Origin of the sequence: Saccharothrix sp. AJ9571, from assembly GCF_021725495.1 — a bacterium.
Classification (GTDB): domain Bacteria; phylum Actinomycetota; class Actinomycetes; order Mycobacteriales; family Pseudonocardiaceae; genus Amycolatopsis; species Amycolatopsis magusensis.
In genome coordinates, this window is sequence record NZ_CP091382.1 from 9,357,749 (window position 1) to 9,378,532 (window position 20,784).

The 20,784-nt window shown below is 70.9% G+C and carries 24 protein-coding genes; 11 read left to right on the top strand and 13 right to left on the bottom strand.

The window, feature by feature from the left end; translation table 11 throughout:
• Positions 1 to 16: 16 nt before the first annotated feature.
• Positions 17 to 610, top strand: a complete 594-nt coding sequence (locus tag L3Q67_RS42455) for a ClpP family protease (RefSeq protein ID WP_499187038.1) — start codon at positions 17 to 19, stop codon at positions 608 to 610.
• Here L3Q67_RS42455 and L3Q67_RS42460 read toward each other — a convergent pair.
• On the bottom strand, positions 568 to 1,059 hold the full coding sequence (locus L3Q67_RS42460) for a DoxX family protein (protein ID WP_499187039.1): 492 nt from the start codon (positions 1,057 to 1,059) through the stop codon (positions 568 to 570). The two genes, L3Q67_RS42455 and L3Q67_RS42460, sit on opposite strands and share 43 nt — an antisense overlap.
• Positions 1,060 to 1,152: 93 nt before the next feature.
• Between L3Q67_RS42460 and L3Q67_RS42465 the strand changes: the two genes are divergently transcribed.
• Entirely contained in the window at positions 1,153 to 1,707 is a 555-nt protein-coding gene (locus L3Q67_RS42465) for a TetR/AcrR family transcriptional regulator (RefSeq protein WP_499187040.1), read from the top strand.
• Here the strand turns inward: L3Q67_RS42465 and L3Q67_RS42470 are convergent.
• The 3 genes from L3Q67_RS42470 to L3Q67_RS42480 form a co-directional block, all read right to left on the bottom strand.
• Complete coding sequence (locus tag L3Q67_RS42470; protein WP_499187041.1) at positions 1,692 to 3,770, bottom strand: putative bifunctional diguanylate cyclase/phosphodiesterase; 2,079 nt, start codon at positions 3,768 to 3,770, stop codon at positions 1,692 to 1,694. The two genes, L3Q67_RS42465 and L3Q67_RS42470, sit on opposite strands and share 16 nt — an antisense overlap.
• A gap of 93 nt (positions 3,771 to 3,863) precedes the next feature.
• A complete protein-coding gene (locus L3Q67_RS42475) occupies positions 3,864 to 4,934 on the bottom strand; it encodes an alpha/beta hydrolase (RefSeq protein ID WP_499187042.1) in 1,071 nt (356 codons plus the stop codon).
• 60 nt (positions 4,935 to 4,994) lie between these two features.
• Positions 4,995 to 6,338 carry a cytochrome P450 family protein gene (locus L3Q67_RS42480; RefSeq protein WP_499187043.1) on the bottom strand — a complete coding sequence of 448 codons (1,344 nt, stop codon included), beginning with the start codon at positions 6,336 to 6,338 and terminating at the stop codon, positions 4,995 to 4,997.
• A gap of 156 nt (positions 6,339 to 6,494) precedes the next feature.
• Between L3Q67_RS42480 and L3Q67_RS42485 the strand changes: the two genes are divergently transcribed.
• From L3Q67_RS42485 to L3Q67_RS42495, 3 genes are read left to right on the top strand one after another with little or no spacing between them, the layout of a single operon-like run.
• Entirely contained in the window at positions 6,495 to 7,307 is an 813-nt protein-coding gene (locus L3Q67_RS42485) for a class I SAM-dependent methyltransferase (protein ID WP_499187044.1), read from the top strand.
• 30 nt (positions 7,308 to 7,337) lie between these two features.
• Complete coding sequence (locus L3Q67_RS42490; RefSeq protein WP_499187045.1) at positions 7,338 to 7,718, top strand: nuclear transport factor 2 family protein; 381 nt, start codon at positions 7,338 to 7,340, stop codon at positions 7,716 to 7,718.
• A gap of 1 nt (position 7,719) precedes the next feature.
• Positions 7,720 to 8,049, top strand: coding sequence for a winged helix-turn-helix transcriptional regulator (locus L3Q67_RS42495; protein ID WP_499187046.1), 330 nt, complete (start codon positions 7,720 to 7,722; stop codon positions 8,047 to 8,049).
• Positions 8,050 to 8,055: 6 nt separating this feature from the next.
• On the opposite strand, the gene L3Q67_RS42500 is transcribed toward L3Q67_RS42495, so the two are convergent.
• Positions 8,056 to 8,262 carry a hypothetical protein gene (locus L3Q67_RS42500; protein WP_499187047.1) on the bottom strand — a complete coding sequence of 69 codons (207 nt, stop codon included), beginning with the start codon at positions 8,260 to 8,262 and terminating at the stop codon, positions 8,056 to 8,058.
• A 92-nt stretch (positions 8,263 to 8,354) separates the two neighbouring features.
• On the opposite strand from L3Q67_RS42500, the gene L3Q67_RS42505 reads away from it, so the two are divergent.
• Together L3Q67_RS42505 and L3Q67_RS42510 are read left to right on the top strand one after the other, a co-directional pair.
• On the top strand, positions 8,355 to 8,942 hold the full coding sequence (locus tag L3Q67_RS42505; RefSeq protein WP_282773263.1) for a winged helix-turn-helix domain-containing protein: 588 nt from the start codon (positions 8,355 to 8,357) through the stop codon (positions 8,940 to 8,942).
• Positions 8,939 to 9,649, top strand: a complete 711-nt coding sequence (locus L3Q67_RS42510; RefSeq protein WP_499187048.1) for an SRPBCC family protein — start codon at positions 8,939 to 8,941, stop codon at positions 9,647 to 9,649. Before L3Q67_RS42505 ends, L3Q67_RS42510 begins: the two co-directional genes overlap by 4 nt.
• Here L3Q67_RS42510 and L3Q67_RS42515 read toward each other — a convergent pair.
• The 4 genes from L3Q67_RS42515 to L3Q67_RS42530 are packed head-to-tail and all read right to left on the bottom strand — an operon-like array spanning position 9,643 to position 13,071.
• Entirely contained in the window at positions 9,643 to 10,827 is a 1,185-nt protein-coding gene (locus tag L3Q67_RS42515; RefSeq protein WP_499187049.1) for a 4-hydroxybenzoate 3-monooxygenase, read from the bottom strand. The genes L3Q67_RS42510 and L3Q67_RS42515 overlap by 7 nt on opposite strands.
• Before the next feature lie 49 nt (positions 10,828 to 10,876).
• Positions 10,877 to 11,632: an IclR family transcriptional regulator gene (locus tag L3Q67_RS42520; RefSeq protein WP_499187050.1), complete on the bottom strand. Its 756-nt coding sequence runs from the start codon at positions 11,630 to 11,632 to the stop codon at positions 10,877 to 10,879.
• A gap of 10 nt (positions 11,633 to 11,642) precedes the next feature.
• Positions 11,643 to 12,500, bottom strand: a complete 858-nt coding sequence (locus tag L3Q67_RS42525; protein ID WP_499187051.1) for a CU044_5270 family protein — start codon at positions 12,498 to 12,500, stop codon at positions 11,643 to 11,645.
• Positions 12,493 to 13,071 carry an RNA polymerase sigma factor gene (locus L3Q67_RS42530; protein WP_499187052.1) on the bottom strand — a complete coding sequence of 193 codons (579 nt, stop codon included), beginning with the start codon at positions 13,069 to 13,071 and terminating at the stop codon, positions 12,493 to 12,495. Before L3Q67_RS42530 ends, L3Q67_RS42525 begins: the two co-directional genes overlap by 8 nt.
• 88 nt (positions 13,072 to 13,159) lie before the next feature.
• On the opposite strand from L3Q67_RS42530, the gene L3Q67_RS42535 reads away from it, so the two are divergent.
• Both L3Q67_RS42535 and L3Q67_RS42540 read left to right on the top strand, forming a co-directional pair.
• Positions 13,160 to 13,393, top strand: a complete 234-nt coding sequence (locus L3Q67_RS42535; protein ID WP_499187053.1) for a DUF6480 family protein — start codon at positions 13,160 to 13,162, stop codon at positions 13,391 to 13,393.
• Positions 13,394 to 13,399: 6 nt separating this feature from the next.
• Positions 13,400 to 13,894 (top strand): MSMEG_6728 family protein, encoded by a 495-nt coding sequence (locus tag L3Q67_RS42540; protein ID WP_499187054.1) that lies wholly within the window; start codon positions 13,400 to 13,402, stop codon positions 13,892 to 13,894.
• Here the strand turns inward: L3Q67_RS42540 and L3Q67_RS42545 are convergent.
• Entirely contained in the window at positions 13,860 to 15,437 is a 1,578-nt protein-coding gene (locus L3Q67_RS42545; RefSeq protein WP_499187055.1) for a phytoene desaturase family protein, read from the bottom strand. The genes L3Q67_RS42540 and L3Q67_RS42545 overlap by 35 nt on opposite strands.
• A gap of 72 nt (positions 15,438 to 15,509) precedes the next feature.
• Here L3Q67_RS42545 and L3Q67_RS42550 point away from each other — a divergent pair, with 72 nt between their 5' ends.
• Positions 15,510 to 16,547, top strand: a complete 1,038-nt coding sequence (locus tag L3Q67_RS42550; protein ID WP_499187056.1) for a Rossmann-fold NAD(P)-binding domain-containing protein — start codon at positions 15,510 to 15,512, stop codon at positions 16,545 to 16,547.
• Here the strand turns inward: L3Q67_RS42550 and L3Q67_RS42555 are convergent.
• Positions 16,544 to 17,002, bottom strand: coding sequence for an SRPBCC family protein (locus L3Q67_RS42555; RefSeq protein ID WP_499187057.1), 459 nt, complete (start codon positions 17,000 to 17,002; stop codon positions 16,544 to 16,546). The two genes, L3Q67_RS42550 and L3Q67_RS42555, sit on opposite strands and share 4 nt — an antisense overlap.
• Positions 17,003 to 17,101: 99 nt before the next feature.
• On the opposite strand from L3Q67_RS42555, the gene L3Q67_RS42560 reads away from it, so the two are divergent.
• Complete coding sequence (locus tag L3Q67_RS42560; protein WP_499187058.1) at positions 17,102 to 17,563, top strand: DUF4383 domain-containing protein; 462 nt, start codon at positions 17,102 to 17,104, stop codon at positions 17,561 to 17,563.
• A gap of 70 nt (positions 17,564 to 17,633) precedes the next feature.
• Here L3Q67_RS42560 and L3Q67_RS42565 read toward each other — a convergent pair whose 3' ends face one another.
• Both L3Q67_RS42565 and L3Q67_RS42570 read right to left on the bottom strand, forming a co-directional pair.
• Positions 17,634 to 18,053, bottom strand: a complete 420-nt coding sequence (locus tag L3Q67_RS42565) for a PNPOx family protein (protein ID WP_499187059.1) — start codon at positions 18,051 to 18,053, stop codon at positions 17,634 to 17,636.
• Between the two features lie 33 nt (positions 18,054 to 18,086).
• On the bottom strand, positions 18,087 to 20,699 hold the full coding sequence (locus L3Q67_RS42570; RefSeq protein ID WP_499187060.1) for a CHAT domain-containing protein: 2,613 nt from the start codon (positions 20,697 to 20,699) through the stop codon (positions 18,087 to 18,089).
• Between the last annotated feature and the right edge of the window lie 85 nt (positions 20,700 to 20,784).

The following is a 20,784-nucleotide window of genomic DNA, read 5'->3' on the forward strand; positions in this document are numbered from 1 at the left end:
CTCTACGGTCGCCCGCATGACCCTTGAGCTGCTGCCCGGGATGACCACGCCGTCGAGCGGTGTGTCCCTCACCGACTCCGTCTTCGAACAACTGCTGCGCGACCGCATCGTCTTCCTCGGCTCGGAGGTGACCGACGAGGTCGCGAATCGGATCACCGCGCAGTTGCTCCTGCTGGCCGCCGACGACCCGGACCGCGAGATCACCTTCTACATCAACTCGCCCGGTGGCTCGGTGACCGCGGGCATGGCCATCTACGACACCATGCAGCTGGTCAGGCCGGACGTGTCCACCTGGGGCCTCGGGTTCGTCGCCTCGATGGGCCAGTTCCTGCTGTCCTCGGGCACGCCGGGCAAGCGGTTCCTGCTGCCCAACACGCGGGTGTTGATGCACCAGCCGGCGGCGGGCATCGGCGGCTCGGCCGCGGACGTGGCCATCCAGGCGGAGGTGTTCGGCAAGATGAAGCGCCGCATCGCCGAGATCACCGCCCGCCAGACCGGCCAGACCGTGGAGCAGATCACCGCCGACGCCGACCGGGACCGCTGGTTCGACGCGGAAGAGGCGCTGGCCTACGGCTTCGTCGACCGGGTCATCGGCGCTGACGGCGCCTGACGGTTCGACCGCACGTGGTGCACGACCACGCTGAGCGTCGCGGCCAGGAAGACCACCTGCATCAGTGTCCGCGGCACCAGCTGGTCGTCCCACGGGAGACCCTCACCGGTCACGGCCTTGTGCACGTTCGCCGGGAACATCGCCAGCAGCATCAGCGTCAGCCCGCCCGCCGCCCACGGCGCCGTCCGCGCCCACAGCAAGCCGGCCGCGCCCGCCAGTTCCAGCACCCCGGTGAGGGTGACCAGGAACTCCGCCGCGGGCAGTGACGGCGGCACCATCGCCACCAGTTCCGCGCGCATGCCGACGAAGTGCGCCACGCCGGTCGCCACGAACATCGCGGCGAGCCCGTACCGCACGGCGACCGGCCACGGCTTCAACCGGCGCACCCCGACCGCGCCGAGCACCCAGCTCACCAGCGTGACCACCACCAGAATGATCAACGGTGCCATTGCCCCACCCCCAGTTCACGAGAACTTGTCACCGACAAGATTGGCCGGACCACCCCATCTTGTCAATGCTTAGATTCGGCTAGGCTGCTCGGCATGCCCTACCACCACGGTGACCTCCGCCGGACCATGCTCACCGCCGCGGTCGCCGCGATCACCGAGTCCGGGCCCGCCGCGATCAGCCTGCGCGACCTCGCGCGCCGGGCCGGGGTGTCGAACGCGGCGCCGGCGCACCACTTCGGTGACAAGGCCGGGTTGCTGACCGCGCTCGCCGCCGAGGGCTACGACCTCCTGGCCGACGCGCTCGGCGAGGTGCGCGAAGGCGGCATGATCGACCTGGGCGTGGCCTACGTGCGATTCGCGCTCGAGCACCGCGCGCACTTCGAAGTGATGTTCCGCCCCGATTTCTACCGCGCCGACGACGAAGCGCTGGTGGCCGCGCGCACCCGGGCGGGGGACGTGCTCGCCGAGGGCGTCGCGGGCGATCCGCGCACCGGGCCCGATCAGGAACTCGCGCGGGTCGCCGCGTGGTCACTGGTGCACGGGTACGCGACGCTCGTGCTGACCGGCGCGGTGTCGCACGAAGAGCCGGTGGTCACCGCCCGCTCGATCGCGCGCTTCCTGTTTCCGGGTGATCAGGTGGTGAAGTAGGGCCCGAGCCCGGCGTCGGCGCCGGTGTGCCGCCACCAGTCGGCCTGCTCGGCGGTGTGGATGCCGTCCACCAGCACGGTGGCGCCCGCCAGGTGCGCCAGTTCGACCAGGTTCGCCACCGAGCGCGTGAGCAGCAGGCGGTTGCCCTCTTGCCGATGCCGGTCGACCAGGCGGCGGGCCAGGCGCACGGTGCGCACCGGTAACTCGCCGAGGCATTCGACGTCGCCCGCCGCGCCGAAGTCCAGGATTTCGCTGTAGACCCCGATCTCGGCGAGCACGCGCAGGTTGTCCGCGGCCTCGCCGCGCTCGGACAGCAGCGCCCGTGCCGGAAAGCCGATGCGCAGCCGCGCCGGACCCAACCCGGTTTCACCGAGCGTCTGCCGGACCGTGCCGACCAGATCGGGATCCGCGGCCTGATCGGCGGTCAGGCCGACCGCGAGCACCTTGGCCGCCGGCTCGTCGCGGACCTTCGCGCACGCCACCCGCAGCAACCACTCGCCGAGCGGCAACAGCAGTCCGGTGTGCCCGGCCAGATCCACGCAGGCCTCGTGCTCCAGCACGCCTTCGGCCGGGTGGCTCCAGCGGAGCAGGGCCTCCACGCCCGTGGTGGTGCGGTCCTCCAGCCGGACCACGGGACGGTAGGCCACGTCGACCTCGCCGAGTTCCCACGCCCCGGCCATCGACGCCGCCAGGCTGAACCGGTGCCTGTCCCGCCGGTCCTGCTCCGGGTCGAACAACTGCCACTGCCGGTGGCCGTTGCGCTGGGCCCGGCGCAGCGTCATGTCGGTGGCGCGCAACAGTTCACTCGGCGCCAGGTCCCGCGGCGGCCGGTACGCCACGCCGATGCTCGCCGACGCGGCCACGCCGGTGTTCTCGTCCAGGTACACCGGCTCGGCCAGTTCCTGGTTGATCCGCCGGATGGTGGTGCCGACGTCCGGCGTCCGCTCGGTGTTCTCGATCAGGATGCCGAACTCGTCACCGCCGAGGCGGGCCACGATGGCGTTCTCGTCCTGCACCACCAGTTTCAGCGCCGCGGCGACACTGCGCAGGAGGCGGTCACCGCTGCCGGGGCCGAGCCCGTCGGTGACCACCGAGAACCCGTCGAGGTCGAGGTGGAACACGGTGATGCCGGTGGCCGGATCGGCCAGCCGCAGCGCCTTCTCCAGGCGGGTGCTGAAGAACTGGCGGTTCGGCAGGCCGGTGAGCGCGTCGTGCAGCGCCTGGTGGCTCAACCGGCGCTGCAGCAGGTTGACGTCGGTGTCGTCGTCGACGATGGTGACGAACTGCTCGGCCTTGCCCGTCGCGTCCCGGATGACGCCGCCGGTCAGCGAAACCCACATCGTCTCGTCGTTCTCGGCGAGCATCCGGCGGCCGATGCGCAGCCGCGCGATCTTGCCTTCGAGCAGTTCGCGGTAGGCCTGGCGCAGGCCGTCGGCGTCCTCGGGGTGGATCAGGTCGAACAGGCTGACGCCGACGATGTCGGCGGGCGCGCGGTTGAGCGTCTTGCCGAGCGCCGCGTTGATCCGCACCAGCCCGCCGTCCAGGTCGGTGACCGCGACGCCACTGGCCGAGCCGACGAAGATCTCCTCGAACTGCGCCTGGGTCATCAGTTGCCGGCGGCGGGCTTCGCGCTCGACGTCGAGCAAGGTGCGGTTGAGTTCTTTCTGCTGCTGCTGGAACATTTCGCGCTGCGCCTCGCTGTATCCGGTGGTCAGTGCGCCGAGTGCGAGCACCACGCGATCCGCGGGCTGGTCACGGGCCAGCGCTTTGCCGAGCACTTCCAGCGTCCGCCGCAGGCTGTCCGGCCCGACGCAGCGCAGTTCGACCAGCCGGGCACCCACCCGCGTCGCACCCGACGGCTCGAACGGCCTGCCGCGGATCACGTCGATCACCTGATCCACCAATTCACGCAGGTGCTCTTCGAGTTCCTTATGGGTGTACGGGAGATAAGCCGTCGCGCCGATCAGGTACGCCCATTTGCGCGCCAATGTCGCCCGGCGCTGAGCGGACGGCGCACCGCCGGGGTTCGAAGACACGTCTTCCTGCGGATTCGGGACGGTCACAACTACGGACACTCCGTGGTCTTGGCGAGCGGACAATTCCGTCGAGCCGAAATGATCCTCAAGGATTCTCTACCGCGGACGGCGCAGCGGCGGTCAGCCAATCGGGTGGTAACCCTCCGGCGCCACTCCGGCCTGCCCGACCAGCCACGAACGGGTGGCGTCACGATACGCCGACGCGTTGCGGTGCAGCGCCAGGGAATGCCCCGCTTCCGGCAGTACATAGGTGGACAGTTTCGCCGCCGGACCGTAGTACGGGGCTTCTTGGGCGTGGAGTTTTTCCGCGGTGGAACAGTCCCGGAGTGCGAGCACACCGCAGAAAAGCACATCTTTTGCACCGACGGCCTGAAAGACAGGCACATCGATGGCTTTTGTGACCGGAAGCACGATGCCGAATACCGCCACGGTGCCCATCCCGGGCACGGAAACCTGGTCCTTCGTCGCTTCGTCGGCGGCGATGACAGCCGGATCCGCATTAGGCTGGTGGTAGAAAAGCCACGACCGCGAACCGGGCCTGGTGGTGAAATACAGCAGGTCACTGCCGAGGAACTGGGGTTGGGCAAAAGCCGGTAGCAAGCCGAAAGCCACCCCGAGCGCGAGCACCGGAACGGCGGGCAAATGGGTTATGCCACTCAGGATCACCGCGTCCACGTCGTGATAGGTGGCGGCTTCGGCGGCCACCACCCCGGAACCGACCGAGTGCCCGACGAGCACGACCTTGCCGAAGGCGTGCCCGCCGACGCTCCCGGCACGCAGGTGCCCGACCACCTCGTGCACCGCCTTGGCCGCGATAGGCAGCAGCAGTTGCAGGCTCACCGGCTTGCCGCTCAGGCCCGCGCCCAGCTGGTCCATCGCGAAGGTGGCGTACCCGTGCGCGGCCATGTCCCGCTGGTACGAATACCTTTCCGGGGCATGGGGAAGATCCCAGTACGCGCTGTTGTAGGTGCCGCCGTGCACCAGCAGTTGCACCGCGTCCGGCGTCGTACCCGCGGGCAGGCAGAATCGGCCGTGCACGGTCGTCGGCCCGCTGGGGCCGCTGACCGGGAGATCGGTGTCCGTGCAGTCGACCGCTGCCACGGCCGAAGCCGGTGCCGAGGCGATGATCGTGCTGCCGAGCAAGGCGCAGCAGGAGAGCAGTGCGGCGGTCAGCTTGGCCGGCGTTCTCACGGGTTTACCTCCGGAGGGATTCGCTGAGGAGCACAGAGGGTACACCCGGTAGTCGTTCGCTCACCCTGCGGTGTGACTCCGCCGGGTCACGCGCATCGGCAGCCGATTCGGCTGCATGGTGGCTTTGATCTTGGCGTGCACCGGTTTTCCCGGTACCGGCACCAGCCGCCAGCGAGCACCGATGGTGACCGCCGCGATGGCGATTTCGGTGGGCGCGAAGAAGTGGCCGGGGCACAACCGGGCACCGGCGCCGAACGGGAGGTACGCGCCGCGCGGCAGCGCCGCGCTCCGTTCCGGCGTCCAGCGGCCGGGGTCGAATCGGCCGGGATCGGGGAAATACCGCGGATCCTGGTGCAGGGTGTGCTGACTGACCGCGACCTCGGCACCGGCCGGGATCCGCACCCCGCCGAGTTCGGTGTCCTCGCGAGCGCGGCGCATCAGGATCAGCGGCGAGGTCCGGCGCAGGATCTCGTGGATGATCCGGTGGGTGTAGTCGAGCGCGGGCAGATCCTCGAAACGCACCGGGCGGTCGCCGAGCACCTCGTCGATCTCGGCGTGGAACCGGCGTTCCACCTCCGGGTGCTGCCCGAGTTCGTGGAAGAACCAGGCCAGCGCCACCGCGGTGGTCTCCGCGCCGGTGGTGAGAATGGTGATGACCTCGTCGCGCACCTGCTCATCGCTCATGCCGTCGCCGGTGTCCTCGTCGCGGGCGAGCAACATCATCGAGAGAAGGTCACCGTTGTCCGTGGCCGAAGAACGCGCGGTCACCACGGCTTCGGTGATCACGCGGCGCAGGCGCACGGCCGCGGCGTCGAACCGCCGGTTCGCCGGGATCGGCAGTTTTTCCACCAGCTTCGGGGAAAACGCGCGGAGCAGCACGTACTTGAGCATGATCGGGATCGAGCGCTGGATCTCGGCGAGCACGTCTCCGCCGAGTTCGGCGGAGAACAGCGTGCGGCCGGAGACGGTCAGCGCGAGGTCCTGCATCTGCTCGTCGAAGGCGATGATCCGGCCCGGCTGCCAGGAATCCGCGAGTTCGGCGGCCAGCCCGGTGATCGTCTGCTCGGCGTAGCCCGCGACGCGGTCCCGGTGGAAGGCCGGTTGCACGAGCCGGCGCTGCCGCCGGTTGAGTTCACCGTTGGACGTGGCGAGCCCGTCGCCGAACAGCGGGCGCATCTTGTCGAAGACGATGCCCTTGTCGAACTTCCCGCCGTCGGTGACCAGCAGCTGCCAGGCCAGTTCCGGGGTGGTGACCAGGTGGACGGGCAGCGGGCCGAGGTACAGGCGCACCACGTCACCGCGGCCGCGCACCGCGTCGAACAAGCCGAGTGGGTCGCGAAGCAGCGGCACGGTGTGCCCGAGCAAGGGCCACCGGCCGGGTGCGATGTGCGGTTCCGCGGGCACCGTTGTCCTGTCTTCCGGTCGCGAGGCAGCCACAGTAGGGCGCGCACAGCGCACGCGGCCACCACATGCACACGAACGGCGGAACGCCGGTTGCTCCACGGCATGGGGCTACACTCCCGCGCCTTGAGAAGATTCCGCACAACCGACGGGAGTCGCGTGATTCCGGAATTGAGCTGGGTGCCACCCGAGGTCGACGTCACCGTGCCGAACCCGGCGCGGGTGTACGACTACTGGCTGGACGGCGACCACCACTTCCCCGCCGACCGTGAACTGGGCGAACAGATCCTGAAGATCATGCCGGGGGTGCGGGACGCGGCCCGGCTCAACCGCGCCTTCCTGCGGCGGGCGGCCACGTTCATGGTGGAGTCGGGGGTGAAGCAGTTCCTCGACATCGGTTCCGGCATCCCGACCGTGGGCAACCTGCACGAGATCGTGCAGCAGCTCGACCCGGAGTGCCGCGTGGTCTACGTCGACCGCGAGCCGATCGCGGTGGCGCACAGCCAGTTGCTGCTCAAGGACAACGACCGGTGCGTGGCGATGCAGGCGGACCTTCGTGACGTCGACGGCATCCTGGACTCGCCGAAAACCAAGGAACTACTCGACTTCGAGCAGCCAGTCGGCCTCTTCATGTTGCTGCTGCTGCACTTCGTGCCGGACTCGTGGGGTCCGGTCGGCCTTCTGGCCAGGTACCGCGCGCGGCTGGCGCCCGGCAGTTTCCTCGCGGTGTCCCACGTCGCGGCCGACGCCGGTTCGGCGGGGCTGGACAAGGCGATCGAGGCCTACCAGAGCACGCAGAACAACCCCATCCCGCGAACGCACGACGAGGTCATGCGGTTCTTCGACGGCTTCGAAATGGTCGAGCCGGGGCTCGTGGGCTGCGCCATGTGGAACCCGCAGGGCGTGGGCGACATGTCCGAAGACCCGTCGATCAACCTGCTGCCCTACGCGGGGGTCGGCCGGCTGCTTTGATTTTCGAAGCAGCCGGCGTAGGCTCGCGGCATGAGTTCCGCACTGGTTCCGTTGCTGCGCGCCCAGGACGAGTCCGGCCTGGGCGCGCTACTGGCCGACGACGTCCGTTTTCACTCGCCGGTCGCCGACTACTCGGGCCGGGCGGACGTCGCGCACCTCTTCGGCCTGATCGCCGGGGTGCTCCAGGACATTTCGCCGGTCCGTGAGGTGACCGACGGTTCGCACGTCACCACCTTCATCGAGACCACCTTCGCCGACGGGCACCTGCAAGGCGTCCTGGATCAGCGATATGACAACGAAAACCGCCTCACCGAGGCGACCCTGCTGCTGCGCCCGCTCGGCGTCCTGCACCAGGCCATCGCCAAGATGGCCGACGCCCTGCAGGCCGCTCCCCTGCCCAGCGCGCGCTGATATGCCGCGCACGCCCGAACCCGGCAGCCCCGTCCGCGGCTCGACCACCGGGCGGCCGATCATGGCCGCGCTGGACCTGCTCGGCCGGCGGTGGGCGCTGCGGGTGATCTGGGAACTGCACCAAGGCACCGCGGGGTTCCGCAAACTGCAACGCCGGTGCGAGCGGATGTCTTCGAGCGTCCTCACCACCCGGCTCACCGAACTGACCGAGGCCCGCCTGGTGGAACTCACCGACGACGGCTACCGCCTCACCCCGCTCGGCACCGAACTGGTCGCCGCCCTGCTCCCGCTGGAATCGTGGAGCAACACCTGGGCCACCACGCACCCCTGACGCGCGTCAGTCCTTCACCACGGCGAAGAGCACGCCGAGCAGCAGCAGGATGCCGCCGCCCCAGAACATCACGTCGTTCCCGACGTTGAACTGCTCGATCAGCATCGCGTCGTCGGTGACGAATCCGGCGAACAGGCTGACCAGCCCGGCGCCGATGGCGCAGCCCGCGACGATGCGGTCCGCGTTGAACTGGTGATCCACCTCGTGTGCCACGAAATCCCCCTGAGCCGTGCGAAAACACTTCACCGCCAGTCTAGCCACGCCCCGTATTGACAAATCAAACTGTCCAATGGACGATCGTGGCCATGAGCGGCGGCATCAACTACCTGGAAGACCCCGACCGGGTGCTCACCGCGCTGCCCCCGTTGCGGCGTCAACTGCTCGCCTTGCTGCGCGAACCCGCGTCCGCGACGCAGTTGGCCGCCCGGCTGGACCTGCCTCGGCAGCGGGTGAACTACCACCTGCGCGCCCTGGAGACAGCCGGGCTGATCGAAGTGGTCGAACTGCGGCAACGCCGGGGGTGCGTCGAGCGGATCCTGCGGGTGAAGCCGGGTGCGCTGGTGGTCGATCCGGCCGTGATGCGCGAGGGGGACACCGATCCGGCCTCCTCGCACGACCAGTACGCCGCCGAGCACCTGGTCGAGGTCGCCGCGGCCACCGTCCGCGATGTGGCCCGCATGCAGGGAAAAGCCGCGGAGAGCGGCAAGAAGCTGCTCACCTTCACCATCGAGGCCGACGTCCGGTTCGCCCGGCCCGCCGCGGCGCGGGAATTCACCGACGAACTGACCGAAGCCATCACCGAACTGGTCGCCCGCTACGAGGACGCGGACGGGCGGCCGTACCGAATCGTCGTGGGCGGGCATCCCCGGCCAGTGAAAGGAGATCAACCGTGAGCGAAGGATCCGACCTGGAGATCTACGTTCCCGTCACCGTCGAAACCGCCTGGCGCGCCCTGCGCGACAAGGAGGCCGTGCTCCAGTGGCACGGCTGGCAGGCGGACGACCTGGCCCGTGAAGTCGACGAGATCTTCTTCGGCGACGTGGTCGAAGACGACGAGAACCACGTCCTGACCGCGAACGGCGGTGACCGGTTCAGCGTCACCGCCGACGGCGACGGCGCCCGGATCCGGCTGACGCGGGCGCCGCTGACCGGGAACGCCGAGTGGGACGTCTACTACGACGACATCACCGAAGGCTGGATCTCCTTCCTCCAGCAGCTCCGTTACGTGCTCACCCGGGGTGTCACCACGGCCCGGCGCACGCACTTCCTCCACGCCGGGAAGCACCACTTCGACGAAGTCGCGCGCTCGCTCGGCATCGGCGAGCTCGCCGGACTCGCGCCGGACAGCCCGTACGAAGCCGAAATCGCGGGTGAACGGGTGCACGGCCGGGTGTGGTTCCGGTCAGCGAACCAGCTCGGGCTGACCGTCGCCGAATGGGGCGAGGGCCTGCTCGTCTTCGGCGGCCCCACCCCGCCGGCCGAACGCGGCACGACCATGGCCATCGTCTCCACCTACGGCCTGAGCGACGCCGACTTCGACGCGCTCGGCGCGCGCTGGCGGGAACGCTGGCCGACGGACTCGGTCACCCCGGCTCACTGATAGCCGATCGGCAGGCCCGCGTAGTTTTCGGCGAGTTCGGTGGCCGCCGCTTCGGCGGTCACCGTGCGCCGCAGCTGCGAGAGCTGCAACTGCGCGTCGAAGTCGTCGCCGTGGCGGTGCAGCATGGTGGTCATCCACCAGGAAAAGTGCGTGCAGCGCCAAACCCTGCGCAACGCTGTGTCCGAATAGGACTCGGCGAGCTCGGTGGAGCCACCGGAGAGCCAGGCGGTCAGTGCCCGCGCCAGCAGCGCGACGTCGGCGACCGCGAGGTTCAGGCCCTTCGCGCCGGTCGGCGGCACGATGTGCGCGGCGTCCCCGGCCAGGAAGAGCCTGCCGTGCCGCATCGGCGTGGTGACGAAGCTGCGCATCGGCAGCACGCTCTTTTCGGTGATGCGGCCGGTTTCCAGGCGCCAGCCGGGTTCTCCGGCTTCGAGCCGGGTGGTCAGCGCCGTCCAGATGCGGTCGTCGCTCCACTCGTCGATGTCCTCGTCCGGGCGCACCTGGAGGTAGAACCGGCTCACCTGCGGGGAACGCATGCTGTGCATGGCGAAACCGTCGGGGTGCCAGGCGTAGATCAGCTCGTCGGTGGAGGGCGCGACCTCGGCCAGCACGCCGAGCCAGGCGAACGGGTATTCGCGCTCCCAGGTGTCGCGGACCGCGTCCGGGATGGCGCCGCGGCTCGGGCCGTGGAACCCGTCGCAACCGGCGATCACCTCGGCCTCCAGCCGCTGCGGCCGCCCTTCACTGTCCACAAAGGTCACTGACGGCCGGTCCGTGCCGACGTCGTGCAGTTCGACTTCCGAGGCCTCGTAGAAGGCTTGGCCACCGGCTTCCTCACGGGCGCGCATCAGGTCCTTGGTGACCTCGGTCTGGCCGTACACCGAGACCGAGCGCCCGGCCAGCTTGACGAAGTCCAGGTGGTGGCGCTCCCCCGGCCACTGGAGGTAGATGCCGCGGTGCTCCATCGACTCGGCGGCCAGCCGCGTGCCGACCCCGGCCTGCTTGAGCAGGTCGACCGTGGACGCCTCCAGGATGCCCGCCCGGATGCGGGCCTGCACGTAGCTCGCGCTCTGCCGCTCGACCAGTACCGAGTCGATGCCTTCGAGGTGCAGCAGGTGGGCCAGCAGCAGGCCGGCCGGACCGGCGCCGATGATCGCTACCCGGGTTCGCGTCGCCATGCGCTGAAGAATGGGCGGGCCGGGTGGGCGGTCACCACCACATTCTCAGTCAATGAGAGGACATCACGCGGGAGACCCCGCGGGCGGCCGCGCGCAGGGCCGGGACCTGCATGCGGGCGTGGCGATCGTTCGGGACGATCACCGACAGGGCGGCGACCACCTGCTCCCCCGGCCCGCGCAGCGGCACCGCCACGCCCGCGGTCTCCTCGTCGATGAAGCCGGGACAGACCACGTACCCGTCGCGGCGGATGCCCGCGAGCAACCGCCGGAGCCGCACCGGATCGGTGACCGTGGCCGGGGTGTGCTCGGTCTGCGGCTTCAACGGCCCGGCGAGGACCTCCTCCTGCACCTCGGCCGGTGCGTGCGCGAGGAGCACCAGGCCCGAGGACGACACGTGCAGCGGCAGCCGCCCGGCCACCCGGGTGATGTTGAGCACCGCGCCCGGCGACGAAAGCCGTTCCACGAACAGCACTTCGCGGTCCTGTCGCACGCCGAGCTGGGTGTGGTGCCCGACCACCGCGTGCAGGTCCTCCATGAACGGCATCGCGGCCTCGCGCAACCCGAGGGTCGGCGAGGCCCGCGAAGCCAGTTCCCACAGCCGGACGCCGATGCGCACGCGGCGGTCGTCGTCGCGTTCGAGCCAGCCGTGCCTGCTCAGCTCGTCGATCAACCGGGAGGCGGTGGCCACGTGCAACCCCGCGCGCCGGGCCACGTCCGACACGCGGAGCGCGGGCGTCTCCGACCCGAAGGTTTCGACGATCCGCACCACCCTGGAGACCACGGACTCCCCGTGCGACGGCTTCACCCCCTGGACCTTAGTTCGGCACGGCGCCCACCTTGTCGACGATGCCCCGGTCGAGCACGGCGACGCCCTTGTGCCCGAGCAGGAGGTGGGTCTGCTCGTCGAACACCCAAGGCGTGCTCGCCCCCTTCCAGGTGATCCCGATGCCCGGACGGCCCGCCGCGTCCGTCGCCCCCTTGACCGCTTCCAGGCCCGGGGTCCGGGTGGCCGCTTCGAACAGCGCGGCCCGCGCGGCCGGTCGGAGGTGGTACTCGTTCAGCAGGCCCAGGATGTCCTTGCCGAGCGCGTTGACGTCCCCTGATTTGCCGCTGTGGTTGCGGTCGAGCCACTCGAGCATCCCCTCGGGCGTCTCCGGCACGTCCGAGTGGAACGCCGGCGCCGGTTCGCACGGATCGGACCGGCCCGGCAGGAGCTCCGTGCCCTTCACCACCGCCTGCTTCCCGTTCCGGCAGCCGGGGCTCGGGACCCCCGGTTCGCCGGGATTCCGGATCAGCCCGTCGTGGGTGCCGTCGGCGGAAAGCCAGACTTCACGCACGCCCGACGGCGTCTGGGTCTTGGTGTAGACGAACTGGTCCGGCTTGGGGTCCACCGCCGGTTCCCGGTTCGCCGCGGCGGCGGCCTCCCGCAGCACCACGACCGGATCGGCGTGGGCGGCGGGCTGGCTGACGTCCCCGGGGGCGAGCGCGAGCACCCCGGTGATCGCGGCGGCCAGCCCGACGGCGGTGGCGCCCGCCCAGACCAGACGCCGCGACCGGCGGGGGCGGTGCGTGGCGAAGGCGGCGGTCAGGCGGTCCCGGCCGGGAGCCAGGTCCTCGGGTGAAGCCAGTTCGGCGGGTCCGGCGAAGTCACGGACCGTCTGCAGGTCATCCATGGTTGCTGAGCTCCTCAAGAGTGCGAACTTCCGATCCGAGCGCGGCGCGGACCTTGCGCCGGGCGCGGTTGAGCCGCGAGCGGACCGTGCCGATCGGGATGGCGAGCGCCGCGGCGACCTCCTCGTAGGACAGGCCCTCCCACGCGATGAGCAGCAGCACGTCGCGGTCGCCGCCGGCGAGCGAGGTCAGCCCGGTGGCGACGGCCGCCGACGTGGCCTGCGCGGAGACCTTGGCCGCGACCCGGTCGGCGGGCCCGTCCACCTCCTCCGCCGGGCCGAGCGAGGCCCGCAGCCGGTACTCGCGCACCTCGTCCCGGCGGTGCTGCCCCACCACCCTGGTCGCGATGCCGTAGAGCCACGGACGCGCGTCGGGACGGTCCCGGTCGTACCGGTGCCGTTTGCCGAAGGCGGCCAGGAAGGTCTCGTTCAGCGCGTCCTCGGCGGCCTGGGCACCGACGCGGCGGGCCAGGTACCGCTGGATGTGCGCGGCGTGGCGGTCGTAGATCTCGGCGAAGCGGGCCGGTTCGGCCCACGATCGCTCGATCACGACCACGTCGTCTTCACAGCTCATACCGGCTATCCGCGAAACCGGCGGATCGAGTTCACGGGCCCAGCTCTAGCACACGATTAACCCGTCCGGGGGCGGGTAGCCGGGCGGGATGAGTGCCAAGCCGCCCGATCCCGAGCCCGATGCCACGGCCGATCTCGAGCCCGGCGGCGGCGTGCCGCCCGGCGCGACCCCGCCCGATTCCGGGCAGACCTCGGGCCTGTCCCACCCGCAGCCGATGCCGTCGAAGGCGGTGCCGGTGGCCACCCTGGTGGTGGTCGCGATCCTCACCCTGCTGGTCGCGGCCCTGATCTTCGCGCTGGCCTTCGGCTGGCTCGGGGTGTGAGGCGTCGTGCAGACCTTCCTGCCGCTGCCCGGCTTCATCGAATCCGCGCGCACGCTGGACCGCAAGCGGCTGGGCAAGCAACGCGTGGAGGTGCTGCAGGTCCTGCGTGCGCTGACGGTGCCGAACTACGGGTGGCGCCATCACCCCGCCGTCGCGATGTGGGCCGGGTACGAGGAAGCGCTGGTCCGGTACGGCCTCGACGTGTGCTCGACGTGGTCCGACTCCGGGGCGGCCGACACCTGCGCGGTGAAGCTGGTCGCCGAAGTGGACGTACCCGAGGTGCGCACGCAGGCCGAACTCGAAGCCGCGGGTGAATTGCCGCCGTGGCTGGGTTCGCCGGATTTCCACCGCAGTCACCAATCGGCCCTCGTGCGCAAGGATCCGGCGCACTACCGCACGTGGTTTCCTGACGTGCCCGACGATCTGCCCTACGTGTGGCCTGCCTCCGACCGGCCACGACGGCAATTCACCGGTACAGCGCCCGGTTCAGACCGCGGATGAGTCCGTTGTAGACACTCCCGCCGACGCGCCGGTTCCGCGCCAGCGCGGCGCGGGCGGCGTTGGCCCCCGGTCCGCCGTGCACCGCGCCACCGGGGTGGGCCGACGCACCGGCGAGGTACAGCCGGTCGACCGGCGTGTCCGCCCGGCCCAGGCCCGGCACCGGGCGCAGGAACAGCTGCTGGTGCACCGCGGCCGTGCCCGCGTTCGTCGAACCCTCCACCAGGCTGGGATTCGCGCGTTCGAGCTCGGCGGGCCCCTGGACGTAGCGTCCGCGGATGGCCGAGCGGAAGCCCGGCGCGTGCCGCTCCACCACCGCCTCCATCCGGTCGGCGAAGCGCCGCAGCTCGTCGGCGTCCCACGACCGGCCCCTCGGCACGTGGGTGTAGGCCCAGGCCGTCTCGGTGCCGGCCGGCGAGCGCGTCGCGTCGGTCGTGGTCATCTGGCCGAGCAGGAGGAACGGGTGCTCCGGCACGCGGCCGACGGCGAGGTCGGCGCTGTAGTCGGCGAGCCCGGTCAGGTCGGCGCCCAGGTGCACGGTACCCGCGCCCCGGACGTCTTCGGCGGACCACGGGATCGGCTTCGACAGCGCCCAGTCCACTTTGAACGTGGCGTCGTCCCAGACGAAGTTCTCCAGGTCACCGAGCAGCCGGGCGGGCAGGACATCGGGGTCGAGCAGCTTGCCGTAGAGAACCGGGGCGGGCACGGTCGCGAGCACCGCCCGCCGGGCTTTCGTGGTCTGCCCGGTGGCATCGACCACGCCCTGGGCGGCTCCGCCGGAGGTGAGCACCCGCGTGACCGGCCGGTCGCAGACGACCTGCCCACCGCGTGCTTCCAGCCGCCGGACCAGCGCGGCGGTCAGGCTGCCCGCACCGCCTTCGGGCACCGGGAAGCCCAGGTCCTGGCCCAGCATGCCGAGCAGCCAGCCGAAGATCGCGCTGCCCGCCTGGCCGGGACCGAGATCGGTGTGCAGGGCGTTGCCCGCCAGCAGCAGTCGCCCGCCTTCGCCCTGGAACCGCCGGGCGCCGTAGGTCCGCACGGGCATGGTCGCGAGCCTGCCGAACCGCAGCAGATCGGCCAGGCCCATGCGCGCGGCCAGCTTCAGGCCGGTGCGGACGGGCGGGAAGGGCGTGAACAAGGCGGCGAGCAGGTGATCGCGGATCTCGCGGAAGTTCTCGTACTCGCTGCGCCAAGCGTCACCGTCGGCTTCGGCGAAGGTGGCGACCGAGGCGGCGGTCTTGTCGATGTCCCGTGAGAGCAGCACGGACCGGTCGTCCGGCAGCACGTGGGCCAGCACTTCGGGCGCGTGCCGCCAGCGGATGTCCAGGTCCAGCGCGGAAAGCACCGGGGAGGCCGAGCCGAGCGGGTAGAAGGCGCTGAACAGGTCGTGCCGGAAGCCCGGCTCGATCACTTCGGCCGTGCGGACCGCGCCACCGGGTTCGGCGGCCGCCTCCAGCACCACCACCTCCCAGCCCGCGTCGGCCAGCAGGTTCGCCGCCACCAGGCCGTTCGGGCCCGCTCCGATCACCACCGCGTCCGCCGTCATACCCGCAGGCCTACCCGGCGCCGTCGTCCACCAATCGTGTTTCCGCTCGGCGCGCACGGGAATCCGGCCGCCATGCGGATCGTGGTGACGGGAGCCAGTGGCAACGTCGGGACAGCGCTGCTTCGCACGCTCGACGGCGAAGAGGTGGTCGGCCTGGCGCGCCGGCCACCGGCGAATCCCCTGGTGCGCTGGGTCGCCGCGGATCTGGGGACCACTTCGGCGCCGGTGTTGCAGGAGGTCTTCGCGGACGCCGACGCCGTGGTGCACCTGGCCTGGGCCATCTCCCCCGCCGCCGACGACCCGCCGATGACGCGGACGAACGAGATCGGCACGAAGGCGGTGCTCGACGCGGTCGCCGCGACCGGCGTGCCGCGCCTGGTCGTCGCCTCGTCGATCGCGGCCTACCAGCCCGCGCCGAGGTGGACCCCGATCGGCGAAGACTGGGCGATCGGCGGGATCGCCGCCAGCGCCTACAGCCAGAGCAAGGTCCGGCTCGAACGGCAGCTCGACGAGTTCGCGGCGGCGAACCCGAGCGTGGCGCTGGCCCGCCTGCGTCCGTGCGGAATCGCGCAGCGGGAGGCGGCGGGTGAGTTCGCGCGCTGGTTGTTCAGCCCGTTGCTGCCGCTCGGGATGCTCGGCCGGGTGCCGCTGCCGTTGTGGTCCGGCTTGCGCCTGCAACTGGTGCACGCCGACGACGTGGCCGAAGCGATCCGCCTGATCCTCGCCGGGGAGGCCACCGGCGCGTTCAACCTGGCCTCCCCCGAAGTGCTCGACGGCCCCCGGCTCGCCGAACTGATCGGCGGTCTCCGGGTGCCCGTGCCCCGTTCCGTGCTGGCACAGGCCGCGCGCCTGTCCTGGCTCGGCGGGCTCCAGCCGCTGCACCCCGGCTGGCTGGCACTGGCCGACCAGGCCCCGCTCGCCGACATTTCCCGTGCCAGGGACGTGCTCGCGTGGGAACCGCGCCACAGTTCCGCCGAGACGCTGCGCGAACTCCTCGACGGCTGGGCGGAGCGAGCCGGGAACGCGAACCCGCCGCTGGCGCCGCCACCGAGCGGGATGCGCTCCCGGCTGGCCGAACTGCGGCTCGGCCGCCCCATCCGGCAGGGTTAGTGGGCTTTGGCCCGTCCCACCGCGAGGTCGGCCAGGCGGGACAGGGCCTCGGTGTTGCGGAAGCGGAGCAGGAACGCCTGCACGGCGTCGGGCATCAACCGGCCGGGGCCGGACATGGCGCCTTCCTCCATCACCACCCGCGTCGAGGAGTCCGACAGCGGCTCGAGCGAGATGCGCACCCGGGCCGTGCCGAGCAGCCAGAGCTTCGCCTCGAGGTCGATCAGGCGGTCCGGGACGCTTTCGCGGACCACGGTGGTGTCGCTGATGTGCACCGGCCAGGCGCCGACCGAGTGGTGGATCCGGGTGCCCGGCGCGGGCCAGCCGGGGTCGACGTCGCGGATGTGGGCGTTGCCGACCACCCAGGAGGAGTAGGACCAGCCGTCGGCGAGCACCGCGTAGACGCCGGGCGCGGCGACCGGTACCTCCAGGCTGACTTGGGACTTGAGGCTCGTCATATCGGGTGGTTACCCAGCCGGGCGTCACCAACGCGTGTGAACCGCCCGTACGGGGGAATGCCCGGCTTCGTCAGCGAAATCCTCTCGAGAGGAGTTCCCATGTCCCGCCCGCACCAGCACCCCGAAACCGGCGCCGTGAGCGCCCGGCGCACCCCGTTGCAGCTGGTTTCGATGATTTACGGCGTGGTGTTCCTCCTGGTCGGCGTGCTCGGCTTCATCCCGGGGGTGACCACCGGGTACGACACGCTCACCTTCGCCGGGCACGAGTCTTCGGCACTGCTGCTCGGCGTGTTCGCCGTGTCGATCCTGCACAACCTCGTGCACCTGCTCTTCGGCGTCGCCGGACTGGCGATGGCGCGCACCCCGTCCGGGGCCCGCGCCTTCCTCATCGGCGGCGGTGTGGTCTACCTGGTGCTGTGGCTCTACGGCCTGCTCATCGACCACGGCTCCGCGGCGAACTTCGTCCCGGTGAACGCCGCGGACAACTGGCTGCACCTGGGCCTCGCGGTCACCATGATCGCCTTCGGCGTGGCTCTGGGCCGGGGCCTGCGCCGCACCTGAGGTAGTGATGTCACGAATGTGGCTTTCGGGACCGATTACGTCTCGAAAGCCACATTCATGACAGGCGTCCCTAGCTCGGGACCACGTTCCGGTTGTTCGCGGTCAGCTGGTGCGGTTCGGTGTCCGGCTGGTCGATGCCGAAGCTGATGATCCGCTCGGGGTGGATGCGGATGACCGAGCCGTCGAGGTGACCGTCCGGTTCGATGCCGGTCACGGCCTCCGCGCGGCCGCGGATCTCCAGGCACCGCACACGCGGCGGGTCGAGCGAGGGCCGGTCGTCCACGACGATGGCGACCCGGCCGTTTTCCGCGATGTTCCGGAACTTCCGGCTCTTCGCCAGGTTGAAGCCCCGGACCTCGATGGTCCCCCGCTCGGCGTCGTAGTGGTAACCGACCGGGCTGACCTGCAGCGCGCCGCCGGGCTGCACGGTGGCCATCCGGCCGAGGTCGTGTTCGGATAGGAAGGCGAGTTCCGCCTCGGTGAAGGACATGCCCCCAGTGCACAACTTGAACCTAGGTTGAGGTCAACCGGCACCGAGGCAGACGAACGGGCGGCGCATCGGGTCGACCGCGATGGCGTCGGCGAGGGCGACCGCCGGGCTGGCGCCGCCTGCCAGTGCGCGGTGGTAGTCGTCCATGGCCGCCGCCGAGGACTGGTCGCCGACCTTGCTCAGCGGCGCGATCACCGTCTGGGACCCGCTGGCCAGTAGCGCGCTCGCGAAGCCGAGAGCCTCGTCGCCAGGGCGGATGCGGTTGAGCGCCAGCTCGCAGGCGGCCAGCACCACCTGTCGCGGCGGGCGGCGCAACCCGGCCATTTCGTGCGCGAACATCGCGCCGTCGGCCAGTTCCAGCCGGGAGAACAACGCGTTCTCCGGCTCGTGCGCACCGTGCGCGGCGATGTGCGCCAGTTTCGCGCCGTCCACCGCGGGGAGCACGGCGGTGGCCGTCGCGCCCTGGCCGGACAACTGCTTCGACGCGCGGTAGTGCGTGGCCAGCTTGTCGATCTCCGCTCGCGCGGCGGGCAGTCCTGGACCGCGCACCAGCACGATCTTGCGCGCGCGATCGTTCCTGGCCAGTTCGGCGGACAGCCACGCGGTGGCCGACGGCGCCACCACGGTCGGCCGGTAGTGCAGGCTCGGCAGCACGCCCCACGGCACGGCGTACAGCCCGCCGGTCGGCACGATCACCAGGTCGCGGTCGCCGGTCACCTCGAGCAGCGGGCGCACCAGCTGCGCGTCGAGACGCTCGGCCTGCCGCCGCGCGGAGGTCATGATCACCTCGACCAGCGGCTGCGGGGTGTGGTCGGGCGCCACCGCGTTCAGGTCGACGTTCAGCATGCGCGCGCTTTCCGACGCCTGCTTCGCCGAACCCAGGCGGACGATCCGGGCCCCACCGTCGAGCACGACCACCGCGACCAGCTCGTCGGCCGAGGCGGCGAAGCTGACCAGCGCCCGGTTCTTCAGGCGTGCCGCCACTTCGTCCAATTTGGCCACGGGACGGGCTTTGCCCCACTGCCCGGCGTGCCAGCCCATCCGGTGCGCCTCACGCAGCAGTTCCGCCCGGCGCGCCCGGGCGGCGGCGGTCGGGTGCCCGTCGTGCAGCGCCTGGTGGATCGACTGGGTCAGGCCGCGGATCTCCGCGAGGCACTCGGCCAGTTCGGGGTCGTCGGCCTGGGCGAGCGGCTCGTACCGGTAGGTCTGCGCCCGCGTGCGCTCCAGCCAGTCGAACAGCCGCCGCGGGTGCTCGCCGCCGAGCACCAGGCGCACGGCCAGCTCACCCAGCTCACGACCGTGCAAAGCGGTGCCGGACAGCAGTTCCAGCCCGCCCATGCGGTCGCGGACGCGGTCGAGTTCGGCCAGCCCGGCCCGGATCTCGCCGAGTGCGGCACCCCGGTCGTCGTGCGCGACGGCGAGTTCGGCCCGGCACAGCCGGCGCAGCATGCGGTGGTCGGTCGGGGTCAGCTGACCCGGCCGCGGCACCTCCGCCAGCAGCTTGCTCGCGCGCCGGAGGTTGCCGCGCCGGATCTCCAGGCGCACGGTGAGCATCTTGGCGACCGTGGCCTGTTCGGCGAGCCGCGGCACCGACATGGCCCGCGCGTGCCGCAGCGCGCGGGCGGGCAGCGCGGCCGGGATTTCCCCGGTGCGCAAGGCATCCGCGGTGTCGGCGCGCAGGCCGACGATGGTCGCGTTGGCGACACAGGTCCGGCAGCCCCATTTGCGCATCCGCTGCCGGGCGGATTCCGCGAGGCCGCGGGCGAGGTCGAGATCGCCGGACATCAACGCCGCCTCCGCGCGGAACAGCTCGGCTTGCCCCAGTTCCCTGGTATTGCCCTGTTCTTGCCGAAGTTGCGGGAGCACCTCGTCGAGATGCCTGCCCGCCTCGTCGGACAGCCCGGCGGTGAGCAGCGCCTGTGCCTGTTCGTGCCGCAGCAGTGGCGGAACCTCCACCTCCAGCGCGCGGTACGAACGTTCGCTTTCTTCGTAACAGCGGAGTGCGGCGGGCACGTTGCCGACGCGCAGTTCCAGGGTGCCGAGATGGCGGCGGACTTCGGCGGCCGATACCCGCAGCTCGTACTTCTCCGCCAGCTTGATCCCGCGGTTCAGGTCCTCACGGGCCCGCTTCACCCGGCCGAGGCGGATGTAGGCCAGCCCGCGGGTGGCGAGCGTGTTCAGCAGGGATTCGACCACCGGCACCGGATCCGGGGCGACAGCAAGGCTTTCCTCCCGATAGCCGAGGGCCGCGTCGAAGCAGGCGATGCTCTCTTCGTTGCGCCCGCCGCCCATCAGCAGCAGGCCGCGGTTGTGGTTGACGGGCGCGATCAACTCCGCACGCACCGCCGGATCATCGAACCGCTCGATCACCCCGAGCACGTCGTCGAGCCGGGCCAGGCCGTTGGTGAGCCCGACCGTCTCCGCCTCGGAGAAGGCGAGCGTGGTGAGCAGGCGGATCCGGCTGCGCAGCCAGTCGTCCTGGTGTTCGGCCGGGACCGGGTGGATCGAATCGAGCAGGCGGATGCCCCGGCGCAGCAGGCGCGTGGCCTCGTGCTGGCGCTGGGCGCAGGACGCATCCACCCCGCTCCGCTGGAGTTCCCAAGCCCGGCGAATCACTTCGGTCGGGCGCTGCTCGATTACCGACACCCCTCTATGACAACACAGAACGTAGCCAAGAAGTCAGCCCGCCCAGCCGGATGGCGGCGGGCGGGCTGAAGATCACCCCGTGATC